Below are 11,657 nucleotides of genomic sequence, written 5' to 3' on the forward strand. Positions count from 1 at the left end.
TCGTATTGTGTTGTCTTTTTTGTTTATACCATCGCATTGGTGCGAAGGGAGGGACTTGAACCCTCACGTCCGTAAGAACACTAACACCTGAAGCTAGCGCGTCTACCAATTCCGCCACCATCGCTCAGTGCTATGATATAAACTTTGTGATTATTGGTGCGAAGGGAGGGACTTGAACCCTCACGTCCGTAAGAACACTAACACCTGAAGCTAGCGCGTCTACCAATTCCGCCACCATCGCGTACCGTGCAACACCCTAAAGTATTGCTAACCACGGAGGCGCATTCTAGAGATTTTACTCATTGCGTCAATACATATTTCGCGACGATGAAACGATTGCTGCAAAAAACAACGTTTTTACCGCCGCGCTGATGTAATCGCGCCATTAACGCGTTTTGGCACCACGACCGTATACCGCGCGGTACACCTTAAAGCGCCCGGTTTGGGCCAGCACTTCATGGTTGCCGAAGGTTTCATCCAGAATTTGCGGATAAGGCAGGAAGGCGTTGGCGACGATACGCAGTTCGCCGCCGCTGTTCAGATGCTTCAGTGCACCGCGAATCAGCGTGTTGGCCGCGTCCAGACTGGTTTGCAGGCCATCGTGGAACGGCGGGTTGGAGATGATCATATCGAAACGACCGGTGACATCCGAGAAGACGTTACTGGCGAAGACTTCACCCTCTAACTCGTTAGCAGCCAGTGTGAGTTTACTGGCTTCAATCGCTGCTGCATGAACATCACATAACCACAGGCGCACGCGCGGTGAGATCTGTGCCAGTACTGTCGCCAGCACGCCGCTTCCGCAACCGATATCCAGCACTTTACCGCGTGCATGCGGTTCCAGCGTCGAGAGCAGCAGATCGCTGCCGATATCCAGACCATCGCGGCTGAACACGCCAGGGAGCGTATGGATAGTGAGATGCTCAATCATGTAAGTGTTGCCATAGCTGCTGGCATCGAAGCTTGGCTGCTTATCCAGACGACCATGATACAGTCCGCAGCGGCGAGCGCTATCGACTTTCTCCAGCGTTGCCCACGCTTCCAGCATGCCTTCTGCGCTGCGCACACCGGCGCGGTTTTCGCCGATGACAAAAATATCGCAGCCAACAGGCAGTAATGACAGCAAGTTCTGCAACTGGAACTGCGCTTCGGGCTTGTTTTTCGTCCAGTAATAAACCAGCGTATCGCAGCCAGCGACATCATCAGCAGTCGCTACCATGCTGTAAACCGCTCGTTCACCGAGGCGACGGCTCAGGTTCTGCCAGTGATGGTACTGCTGGGTATGCACACGTGTAGAGGCCGTTTCCAGCTGGGCAGGCAGGTCATCCTGCAGGTCGCCAGCAAAAAGCACATGGCGGGTGGTAAATTCATCACTGTGGCGCAGAATGACTTCGCTGGCCGGGGTAAAAGCAGACATGGAACACTCCTGTTAAATCAGAGCAGCGATTATATACACGTCATACTTCAAGTTACAGGTGCGTTGGCGACTCTCGCTCACCGAATCACTTACCTGAAGTAAGCTCATCGGACTCACTCCTTTTCCCTCCTTCCTGAACCAAGAGTAGGCCCCATGAGGGGACTCGAATTATTTTGGGTATTGTGCTTTGTTGGCGCATGTTCGATGGGTTTGCTAGCATAGCGTCGCATTCTGGCAGCATAACGGGTAACAGCATGAGTACAAGACGCGACTGGCTCCTACAGCAAATGGGGATTACGCAGTACCAATTGCGGCGTCCACGCGTGCTACAGGGCGAAATTGCTGTCACGCTGACGCCGGGTACGCGTTTGGTGATGGTGACTGAACAGGCTCCTGAGTTGCAAGAACCGCTGATTCGCGACGTGCTGCGCGTGCTGAACATCCAGCCTGCTCAGGTCATGACGCTGACGCCAGAACAGCTGCCCATGCTGCCCGAGCAGGTCGATTGTGCCGGCTGGCTAATGGGCGTGGAGAGCGAAGATCCCTTTAACGGCATCACCTTTACCACTGCCGTTTTCAACGAATTGATCAGCAGCGGTGCGGCAAAACGCGCCCTGTGGCAACAGATGTGTAACCATGACAACCATCTCTTTAGTCACCCCTGAAGACCAGCCGCTACTGCTGGCCATTGAACGCCGTAGCCACGCTTTTCCGTGGAGCGAGCAAACTTTTGCCAGCAATCAGGGCGAACGTTTTGTTAATTTTCGCCTGGAAGCCGAGGGTAAACTGGCAGGATTCGCCATCACCCAAGTGGTGCTGGATGAGGCCTCGTTGTTCAATATTGCAATCGATCCCGATTTTCAGCGCCGCGGTTATGCACGCCAGCTGTTACAGCATTTGATTGCTGAGCTGGAAGCGCGCGAAGTGATGACGCTGTGGCTGGAAGTGCGGGCCTCGAATCATCCGGCGATTGCACTGTACGAACAGCTCGATTTTCATCAGGTCAGTATCAGGCCCAACTATTATCCCACCGCCAATGGGCGTGAAGATGCCATCATCATGGCGCTAACGCTGTAAAAAGGGACATTATGCTAAACGACTGGGACTGCATCCTGTTCGATGCAGACGACACACTTTTTCATTTTGACGCCTATGCCGGTTTGCAACGCATGTTCGCCCGTTATGACGTGCAGTTCAGCGACCAGGATTACGCGGATTACCAGGCGATCAATAAACCGCTGTGGGTGGATTACCAAAACGGCACCATTTCAGCCTTACAGCTACAGACTCGCCGCTTCACGCTATGGGGTGAGAAACTCAGCGTGGCACCAGAAGTGCTGAACAGTGATTTTCTCGGAGCCATGGCGGAGATCTGCTTGCCGCTTGAAGGGGCTGCCGAGTTACTGAACACGCTGAAAGGCAAGGTGAAAATCGCCATCATCACCAATGGCTTTACCGCGTTGCAGCAGGCACGCCTGGAACGCACCGGTTTCCGTGACTTCTTTGATGAATTGATCATTTCGGAGCAGGTCGGTGTACCCAAGCCCGATGTGGCGATTTTCGATCATACATTGCAGTTACTCGGCAACCCAGATCGTAGCCGCGTGCTGATGGTGGGCGATACGCCAGAATCCGACGTTCTGGGTGGCATGAACGCGGGAGTGAAAACCTGCTGGATCGATCACGGCACACGCCCGCTGCCGGAACACATCACGCCAACCTGGCAGGTCAAAAACCTGGCGGAACTGCAGGCGTTGCTGACTAATAGCTAAAAGTATCTATTCACTGTTGATGTGCATTTATCGTAAAAAGCCCGCCGTGCGGGCTTTTTTTTGAAAGTATCTATGCATAAATCTATTCATGAATCTATTCATGAGATGATGGTTATGGTGGATTTGCAGAACTTCTTGCTAGCAGGACCGCTGAGTGCCGCCGAGCTGCTACAACGGTCGGGCGTGAGCCAGGCGACATTATCGCGTCAGTTGCGGCAACAGCCGCACATCATTAAATGGGGCCGGGCACGCGCCACTCGTTATGCTTTGCTTCGTCCGATTCAGGGTGAAAATCAATTTCCGCTCTACTGCATTTCCGCTCAAGGGCAGGCCATGTCAGCCGGTTATCTGTTGCCGACATGGCCACAAGGCAGTTGCCTGTATCTTGACCAGCATGAACGCGGTCATTTCTATGATGGTTTACCCTGGTTCTTACAGGACTTGCGACCGCAGGGATTTATTGGTCGTCAATGGGGCAGAGAACATGCAGCACAGCTGGGATTAAATGATGACATTCGGTTATGGAGTGATGAGCAGTGCTTAATGGCGCTGGCAAACGGTGGAATCGATATGCCGGGTGCGTTTCTCATCGGTGAGCGCCCTTACCAACGCTGGTTGCTGCAGGCGTCTCCGCAACCCATTCGCGAAGTGGAGAAAGTTAATCGCTATCCGCAGCTGGCGCAGCATGCGTTGAGTGGTGACGAGCCAGGATCGTCAGCAGGGGGGGAACAGCCCAAATTTCTCTGCTTTGCTGATACTCCAAACGGCGCCCGCCACTGCCTGGTGAAATTCACTGCCTCACGGCAAAGCGATAATGCTCAACGATGGCGTGATTTACTGCGCGCTGAGCATCTGGCACTACGGCATTTAAATGCCGGTGGCCTGGCCGCGGCAGATAGCCAGTTAATTGAAAGTGAAGATCAGCTTTTTCTCGAAGTGCAGCGTTTTGACCGTACGGGTGAGCGCGGTCGGCACGAGATGGCTTCACTGGAAGCGGTCAGTGCGGAATTTATCGGTCACCCACAGCACTGGCCTGATACGCTGCGAGAGTTACATCAGCAACGTCGTATTGACGATGAGTCGCAACATCGTGGCACCTTGCAATGGGCATTTGGTCGCCTGATTGCCAATAGCGATATGCATGCAGGAAATTTGTCGTTCTTCACCGGGCATGAGCCTTTTAGCCTGACTCCAGCTTACGACATGCTGCCGATGGCTCTGGCGCCCAATTCGCAGGGGCACATGCGTGAGGAAGTCAAACTGACGTTGGATTTCTCGTTGTCCGCTAAGGTATGGCGCGCTGCCAGCGCAATGGCAAAAACCTACTGGCAGGCAATTGAAAGTGATGAACAGTTCAGCCTCGGTTTTCGGCAAATTGCCGCACATGCCTTGCAGCAGTTAACTGCGTTAGCTGCAACGCTGAACAAAATGGCTTAACTCTTTTTTCATTCTCAGAGGTTGCGACCGCCTCTTCTTCCTCTTTGTCCTCTTTCACTGCGCGGCTGGCGGTGAGCAAGAACGGCGATTGCTGCCAACGGGTGCGGCGGTCGCGCAGCAAGGTACGGGTCAGGATGATGCCAATCGCCAGCGCCAGCAGCATCATCAGGCGCAGGATGTTGGTGGTGTTATCCACCTGGCGCGATTCGGTGACCAGTACGTGGGTATCGAGGGTGACGCGCAGGAAACCTTGTGGTCCCTCTTTGCCTTCCAGCGGCTGCACAATTTGATGATTGAAATAGCTACCGGCACGTTTGCCGTCCAACGCCAGACGGTCGCGCACGTTAATGTTTTCACCGCTGTGGGCCACCAGACTGCCGTCGTCGGCATATACCGAGGCATCCAGAATGCGGCTGTTATCCGTCATCTGATCCAGGATGGCTTCGATTTGTGTGCGGTTGTCGTCGCTGTTGTCCATCAGCGGTTTCAGGCTAAACGCCACCTGACGCGTTAAGGTGTGCGCCAGTTCTTCCACCTGTTCAGATCGCGCCATTTGATGGCCGAGACTGAACCAGGATGCCCCTTGCATCAGCACCACTAACAGGGCCAGCGAGATAAGAACAATCACCGTGCGATGCAGGCGAAATTTCAGTGCGGTTTTAACCATCAGGAACCCGTGTGACGTAACAGCAGAAAGGCTGGCAATTATGTTGCCAGAACCCGCGCAGACAAGGTAGCCTCTTGCGTGGTTTTGTTGTCCCTACAGGAGCTGTAATGCCAAATCGTCTTACCTGGTGCGATCTGCCCGCCGATGTTTCACTTTGGCCGGGTCTACCCCTTTCCCTCAGCGGTGATGAAGTGATGCCGCTGGATTACCGTGCCGGTCGTACTGGCTGGTTGCTGTATGGGCGTGGGCTCGATAAACAAAAACTGACCGATTATCAGCATCTGCTGGGTGCGGCGATGGTGATCGTCAGCGCGTGGAATGTCGATGAATACCAGGTGATTCGTCTGGCCGGTTCACTGACGCCGCGTGCCGCTAAACTGGCGCATGATGCCGGTTTTGATGTGGCACCGCTCGGCAAAATCCCGCATCTGAAAACCCCTGGGTTGCTGGTGATGGACATGGATTCGACCGCCATTGAGATCGAATGCATTGATGAGATCGCTAAACTGGCGGGCTGCGGCGATCAGGTATCTGAAGTGACCGAACGCGCGATGCGTGGCGAACTGGACTTCAAAGCCAGCCTGCGTGAACGCGTGGCAACACTGGCGGGTGCTGATGCCAACATCCTCAAACAGGTGCGTGATACGCTGCCGCTGATGCCGGGCCTGACCACGCTGGTGCAGAAACTGCAGGCGCTGGGCTGGCAGGTAGCGATTGCTTCAGGCGGCTTTACCTACTATGCCGATTATCTGCGCCAGACGCTGCACCTGACGGCAGCGGTGGCTAATGAGCTGGAAATGCGCGATGGCAAGCTGACCGGCGAAGTGCTGGGGCAGATTGTGGATGCCCAATTTAAAGCCGATACCCTGAAAAATCTCGCCGAACGTTATGAGATCGCCACAGAGCAAACCGTGGCGATTGGCGACGGCGCGAACGATCTGCCGATGATTAAAGCGGCGGGTCTGGGTATTGCTTACCATGCTAAACCGAAAGTGAATGAGCAGGCGTCGATCATCATCCGCCATGCCGATTTGATGGGTGTGTTCTGCATCCTGACCGGCAGCCTGATTCACGAAGAGCGTTAACAGAGGATTTGATTTGGCCAAAGCGGCAAAACGCGCCTTCGTTTGTAACGAGTGTGGCGCTGATTATCCGCGCTGGCAGGGGCAATGCAGCGCCTGCCAGGCGTGGAACACCATCACCGAGGTGCGCATTGCCGCCTCGCCCGCGGCTGCGCGCAACGACCGTCTGACGGGCTATGCCGGGAATGCCGGTACCAGTCGGGTGCAGAAGCTGTCAGAAATCAGTCTTGAAGCCTTGCCGCGTTTCTCCACCAGTTTTAAAGAGTTCGACCGCGTACTCGGTGGCGGCGTGGTGCCGGGCAGTGCGATTTTGATTGGTGGCAACCCCGGTGCCGGTAAATCCACTTTGCTGCTGCAGGTGATGTGTAAGCTGGCAGAAGGGATGAAAACCCTTTACGTCACCGGTGAAGAGTCACTGCAACAGGTGGCAATGCGTGCCCATCGTCTGGGATTACCCACCGAAAACCTGAATATGTTGTCGGAAACCAGCATCGAGCAGATCTGTCTGATCGCCGAGCAAGAGCAACCGAAGCTGATGGTGATCGACTCAATCCAGGTGATGCATATGGCGGATATCCAGTCTTCGCCGGGCAGCGTCGCGCAGGTGCGTGAAACCGCCGCTTACCTGACGCGCTTCGCCAAAACGCGCGGCGTGGCCATTGTGATGGTGGGGCACGTCACCAAGGATGGCTCGCTGGCCGGTCCAAAAGTGCTGGAGCACTGTATCGACTGTTCGGTGCTGCTGGATGGTGATGCCGATTCTCGCTTTCGCACCCTGCGCAGCCATAAAAACCGTTTTGGTGCAGTGAACGAGTTAGGCGTGTTCGCCATGACCGAGCAGGGCATGCGTGAAATCAGTAACCCGTCAGCTATTTTCCTGTCGCGCGGTGACGAAGTGACGTCCGGCAGCTCGGTGATGGTGGTGTGGGAAGGATCGCGCCCGTTGCTGGTGGAGATCCAGGCGCTGGTGGATCATTCGATGATGGGCAATCCACGCCGTGTTGCTGTGGGTCTGGAACAGAACCGCCTGGCGATCTTGCTGGCGGTGTTGCACCGTCATGGCGGCTTGCAGATGGCGGACCAGGATGTGTTCGTCAACGTGGTGGGTGGCGTAAAAGTCACGGAAACCAGTGCTGACCTGGCGTTGCTGCTGGCTATGGTGTCGAGCCTGCGTGACCGCCCGCTGCCACAGGATCTCGTGATCTTCGGCGAGGTGGGGTTAGCCGGTGAGATCCGCCCGGTGCCGAGCGGTCAGGAGCGTATTTCTGAAGCGGCCAAGCACGGTTTCAAACGCGCGATTGTGCCGGCGGGGAATGCGCCGAAGAAGACCATTGATGGCATGAAGGTGTACAGCGCCAAGAAGCTGGCGGATGCGCTGGCGATTTTGGACGAGCTGTAATATTGCCTTGTCGGCATAAATGCCGACCCTACAGTGAACCGTACACCATCAATGTAGGGTGCGCATTCATGCGCACCTTCACAAATGCACCACACCCCATTTTTTCCACGCAGGAGGCACCAAATGTCATCATTCGACTACCTGAAAACAGCCATACGCCAGCAGGGCCATACGCTGCAGCAGGTTGCAGATGCCAGCGGGATGACCAAAGGCTACTTAAGCCAGTTGCTGAATGCCAAAATCAAAAGCCCGAGCGCGCAGAAGCTGGAAGCACTGCACCGTTTTCTCGGGCTGGAATTCCCACGCCGGGACAAAACCGTTGGCGTGGTGTTCGGTAAGTTCTACCCGCTGCACACCGGGCATATCTATCTGATTCAGCGCGCCTGTAGCCAGGTCGATGAGTTGCACATCATCATGGGCCATGACGATCCGCGCGATCGTGAACTGTTTGAAAACAGCGCCATGTCACAGCAGCCGACCATCAGCGACCGTCTGCGCTGGCTGCTACAGACCTTCAAATACCAGAAAAATATCCGTATTCACTCCTTTGATGAAGAGGGGATCGAACCCTATCCGCACGGCTGGGATGTGTGGAGTGAAGGGGTGAAAAAATTCCTGTCCGAACAGGGGATTGAACCCGATTGCATCTATACCAGTGAAGAGCCTGACGCGGCGATGTATCAGCAACACCTCGGCATTCCTACCGTGGTGGTGGATCCTAACCGATCCTTTATGAACATCAGTGGCGGGCAAATTCGACAGGATCCGTTCCGTTACTGGGAGTACATCCCCACTGAAGTGAAGCCGTTCTTTGTGCGCACCGTGGCGATCCTTGGTGGGGAATCCAGCGGCAAATCGACGCTGGTGAACAAGCTGGCGAATATCTTTAATACCACCAGCGCCTGGGAGTATGGCCGTGATTATGTCTTCTCCCACTTGGGTGGGGATGAGATGGCGCTGCAATACTCCGACTACGACAAAATCGCACTGGGGCAGGCGCAGTACATCGACTTCGCGGTGAAATACGCCAGCAAAGTGGCCTTCATTGATACCGACTTCATCACCACCCAGGCGTTTTGCCTGAAGTATGAAGGGCGTGAGCATCCGTTCGTGCAGGCGCTAATTGATGAGTATCGTTTCGATCTGGTGATTTTGCTGGAGAACAACGTGCCTTGGGTGGCGGATGGCTTGCGTAGCCTCGGCAGCTCAATGGATCGCCGCGAGTTTCAGTCGATGCTGGTCACCATGCTGCGTGAAAACAACATTGAGTTCGTCCACGTGAAAGAGGATGACTACGATGCACGCTTCCTGCGCTGCGTCGAGTTGGTGAAACAGATGCTGGGGGGATGATCTTCACAGCCATAAAAAAGGCGCCCATTGGCGCCTTTTTCACATCATAACCATTACTTCGCCATACGCTTGTACTTGATACGCTTTGGCTCCAGCGCGTCAGCGCCGAGGGTGCGTTTCTTGTACTCTTCGTACTCGGTAAAGTTACCTTCGAAGAACTCCACTTTGCCTTCATCCTGATAATCGATGATGTGCGTGGCGATACGGTCAAGGAACCAACGGTCATGCGAGATCACCATGGCACAGCCTGGGAATTCCAGCAGGGCGTTTTCCAGCGCGCGCAGGGTTTCGATGTCCAGGTCGTTGGTCGGTTCATCGAGCAGCAACAGGTTGCCGCCAACCTGCAACAGTTTCGCGAGGTGCAGACGACCACGCTCACCACCAGACAGCTCACCAACACGTTTGCCCTGATCGGTGCCTTTGAAGTTGAAGCGACCGACATAGGCGCGGCTTGGCATCTCAACGTTGCCGACACGCATAATGTCCTGACCGCCCGAAACTTCCTCGAACACGGTTTTCGAATTGTCCATGGCGTCACGGAACTGATCCACTGACGCCAGCTTGACGGTTTCGCCCAGCTCGATGGTACCGGAATCTGGCTGTTCCTGACCGGACATCATGCGGAACAGCGTGGATTTACCCGCACCGTTTGGACCGATGATGCCAACAATCGCACCCTTCGGCACAGAGAAGCTCAGGTCATCAATCAGGACACGATCGCCATACGATTTATTCAGGTTGGTCACTTCCAGCACTTTATCGCCAAGGCGCGCACCAGGTGGAATGAACAGTTCGTTGGTTTCGTTACGTTTCTGGTATTCGGTGTTGTTCAGCTCTTCGAAGCGCGCCAGACGGGCTTTGCCCTTAGACTGACGGCCTTTCGCGCCCTGACGAACCCACTCCAGCTCTTTCTCAATCGACTTACGACGAGCCGCTTCAGAAGAGGCTTCCTGCGCCAGACGCTGATCTTTCTGCTCCAGCCAAGAGGAGTAGTTACCTTCCCACGGAATACCTTCACCGCGGTCCAGCTCCAGAATCCAGCCTGCAACGTTATCCAGGAAGTAACGGTCGTGCGTAATCGCTACCACGGTGCCTTCGAAGTCGTGCAGGAAGCGTTCCAGCCAGGCCACGGATTCTGCATCCAGGTGGTTAGTCGGTTCGTCCAGCAGCAGCATGTCTGGTTTTTCCAGCAGCAGGCGACACAGCGCAACGCGGCGGCGCTCACCACCGGACAGGTTGCCAATTTTGGCATCCCAGTCTGGCAGACGCATCGCATCAGCAGCACGGTTCAGCTGGGTGTCGAGGTTGTGGCCATCGTGTGCCTGGATCACCTCTTCCAGACGCCCCTGTTCTGCCGCCAGCTTGTCGAAATCCGCATCCGGATCAGCGTACAGGGCGTACACTTCATCGAGACGTTTCAGCGCGCCAACCACTTCAGAAACCGCTTCTTCCACAGATTCACGCACGGTGTGCTCTGGGTTGAGTTTGGGTTCCTGTGGCAGATAGCCCACTTTGATGCCCGGTTGTGGGCGTGCTTCCCCTTCGATATCGGTATCGATACCGGCCATGATGCGCAGCAGGGTGGATTTACCCGCGCCATTCAGGCCGAGTACACCGATTTTGGCGCCAGGGAAGAAGCTAAGAGAGATGTTCTTCAGGATGTGACGCTTCGGCGGAACCACTTTGCCGACGCGATGCATGCTATAGACGAATTGAGCCACGTTGTAATGAGCCTCTGGTCTGTGAATGGTGGAACTTCAGATGGTGAAGTTTAGCCGTTTTCACCCGGCAATCACAGCCGCATGGCGTTGAATCTTCTGGAGTGGGGCAACAGAGCCGATAACTGATTGATTCTCACTCAACAGTCGCTATGCTGCTTTTTTGCCTGAAAACGGAGGGAGTTCGATGAAAGTGCTGATTGCTGCAGATGAACATGCCTGGGGTGGATTGATTCCTGCGATCCGCCAGACGTTACCTGATATGGAATTTATCGCCTCGGCGGGCCATGCGGCGGAGAGCCTGGCCGGTTTCGATGCGCTGATCCCCGGCATGTGTCGTGTGGATGCACGGCTGATTGCCACCGCCGATCGGCTAAAGCTGATTCAGCAGGCGGGCGTCGGGCTGGAAGGTGTTGATCTTGCGGCGGCAAAGCAAGCCGGCATTATGGTGGCGAATGTCCCTTCCGATAATTCAGGCAATGCCGATTCAGTGGCGGAGCTGGGTATCTGGATGATGATTGGGCTGGCGCGTCGCCAGCATGAGATTGCCGATTGCCTGGCACAGCAGAGGTTAGGACAGCCAATTGGCCTGGGACTGATGGGGAAAACCGTCGGGCTGGTAGGATTAGGTGGCATCGGCAAAGCGCTGGCGAAGCGCCTTGCCCCATTTGGCATGCGTATGATTGGCGTAAAACGCGAGGCGGATGAAGCCTTTGCGCGTCAGCATCAGCTCGACTGGCTCGGCACAATGTCGCAGCTACCGGAACTGCTGCAGCAGGCGGACTTTGTGGTGCTCAGCCTGCCAGACAACGCCG

General features: G+C 55.3%; 10 protein-coding genes, 2 tRNA genes and 1 pseudogene. 8 read left to right on the plus strand and 5 right to left on the minus strand.

The genetic code is table 11. From position 1 onward, the window contains the following. Positions 1-37 precede the first annotated feature (37 nt). The 3 genes from PSSD_RS24020 to rsmC all read right to left on the minus strand — a co-directional run bounded on the left by PSSD_RS24020 (position 38) and on the right by rsmC (position 1,417). A tRNA-Leu gene (locus PSSD_RS24020) sits at positions 38-124 on the minus strand. A gap of 30 nt (positions 125-154) precedes the next feature. Then, a tRNA-Leu gene (locus PSSD_RS24025) sits at positions 155-241 on the minus strand. A gap of 144 nt (positions 242-385) precedes the next feature. Then, on the minus strand, positions 386-1,417 hold the full coding sequence (gene rsmC / locus PSSD_RS24030; RefSeq protein ID WP_039329532.1) for a 16S rRNA (guanine(1207)-N(2))-methyltransferase RsmC: 1,032 nt from the start codon (positions 1,415-1,417) through the stop codon (positions 386-388). A 254-nt stretch (positions 1,418-1,671) separates the two neighbouring features. Between rsmC and PSSD_RS24035 the strand changes: the two genes are divergently transcribed. The 4 genes from PSSD_RS24035 (at position 1,672) to yjjJ (ending at position 4,626) form a co-directional block, all read left to right on the plus strand. Then, entirely contained in the window at positions 1,672-2,082 is a 411-nt protein-coding gene (locus PSSD_RS24035; RefSeq protein WP_058973968.1) for a DNA polymerase III subunit psi, read from the plus strand. Further along, complete coding sequence (rimI, locus tag PSSD_RS24040; protein WP_058973969.1) at positions 2,054-2,494, plus strand: ribosomal protein S18-alanine N-acetyltransferase; 441 nt, start codon at positions 2,054-2,056, stop codon at positions 2,492-2,494. The genes PSSD_RS24035 and rimI overlap by 29 nt, the downstream gene beginning before the upstream one ends. A gap of 11 nt (positions 2,495-2,505) precedes the next feature. Next, positions 2,506-3,189, plus strand: coding sequence for a pyrimidine 5'-nucleotidase (gene yjjG, locus PSSD_RS24045; RefSeq protein ID WP_058973970.1), 684 nt, complete (start codon positions 2,506-2,508; stop codon positions 3,187-3,189). A gap of 114 nt (positions 3,190-3,303) precedes the next feature. Next, positions 3,304-4,626, plus strand: a complete 1,323-nt coding sequence (gene yjjJ, locus PSSD_RS24050) for a type II toxin-antitoxin system HipA family toxin YjjJ (protein WP_058973974.1) — start codon at positions 3,304-3,306, stop codon at positions 4,624-4,626. 31 nt (positions 4,627-4,657) lie between these two features. Here the strand turns inward: yjjJ and PSSD_RS24055 are convergent. After that, positions 4,658-5,293: pseudogene (locus PSSD_RS24055) on the minus strand (YtjB family periplasmic protein); the annotation flags it as partial. Between the two features lie 107 nt (positions 5,294-5,400). Between PSSD_RS24055 and serB the strand changes: the two are divergent. The 3 genes from serB to nadR all read left to right on the plus strand — a co-directional run bounded on the left by serB (position 5,401) and on the right by nadR (position 9,124). Further along, positions 5,401-6,378, plus strand: coding sequence for a phosphoserine phosphatase (gene serB, locus PSSD_RS24060; protein ID WP_058973971.1), 978 nt, complete (start codon positions 5,401-5,403; stop codon positions 6,376-6,378). A gap of 13 nt (positions 6,379-6,391) precedes the next feature. After that, positions 6,392-7,774 carry a DNA repair protein RadA gene (gene radA / locus PSSD_RS24065; RefSeq protein WP_058973972.1) on the plus strand — a complete coding sequence of 461 codons (1,383 nt, stop codon included), beginning with the start codon at positions 6,392-6,394 and terminating at the stop codon, positions 7,772-7,774. Positions 7,775-7,897: 123 nt separating this feature from the next. Further along, positions 7,898-9,124, plus strand: a complete 1,227-nt coding sequence (gene nadR, locus PSSD_RS24070) for a multifunctional transcriptional regulator/nicotinamide-nucleotide adenylyltransferase/ribosylnicotinamide kinase NadR (RefSeq protein ID WP_039329519.1) — start codon at positions 7,898-7,900, stop codon at positions 9,122-9,124. 53 nt (positions 9,125-9,177) lie between these two features. On the opposite strand, the gene ettA is transcribed toward nadR, so the two are convergent. After that, on the minus strand, positions 9,178-10,845 hold the full coding sequence (ettA, locus tag PSSD_RS24075; RefSeq protein WP_071885751.1) for an energy-dependent translational throttle protein EttA: 1,668 nt from the start codon (positions 10,843-10,845) through the stop codon (positions 9,178-9,180). 184 nt (positions 10,846-11,029) lie between these two features. On the opposite strand from ettA, the gene PSSD_RS24080 reads away from it, so the two are divergent. Beyond that, a partial coding sequence (locus tag PSSD_RS24080; RefSeq protein ID WP_058973973.1) for an NAD(P)-dependent oxidoreductase occupies positions 11,030-11,657 on the plus strand: 628 nt, incomplete at its 3' end.

The sequence above is a fragment of the Type-D symbiont of Plautia stali genome, assembly GCF_001485335.1.
Taxonomy (GTDB): domain Bacteria; phylum Pseudomonadota; class Gammaproteobacteria; order Enterobacterales; family Enterobacteriaceae; genus Pantoea; species Pantoea vagans_C.

Bases quoted from the DNA above. Each gene is read 5' to 3' on its own strand.
- yjjG (WP_058973970.1), top strand. From the start codon at position 2,506: ATGCTAAACGACTGGGACTGCATCCTGTTCGATGCAGACGACACACTT.
- yjjJ (WP_058973974.1), top strand. From the start codon at position 3,304: ATGGTGGATTTGCAGAACTTCTTGCTAGCAGGACCGCTGAGTGCCGCC.
- rimI (WP_058973969.1), top strand. From the start codon at position 2,054: ATGACAACCATCTCTTTAGTCACCCCTGAAGACCAGCCGCTACTGCTG.
- nadR (WP_039329519.1), top strand. From the start codon at position 7,898: ATGTCATCATTCGACTACCTGAAAACAGCCATACGCCAGCAGGGCCAT.
- PSSD_RS24035 (WP_058973968.1), top strand. From the start codon at position 1,672: ATGAGTACAAGACGCGACTGGCTCCTACAGCAAATGGGGATTACGCAG.
- serB (WP_058973971.1), top strand. From the start codon at position 5,401: ATGCCAAATCGTCTTACCTGGTGCGATCTGCCCGCCGATGTTTCACTT.
- rsmC (WP_039329532.1), bottom strand. From the start codon at position 1,417: ATGTCTGCTTTTACCCCGGCCAGCGAAGTCATTCTGCGCCACAGTGAT.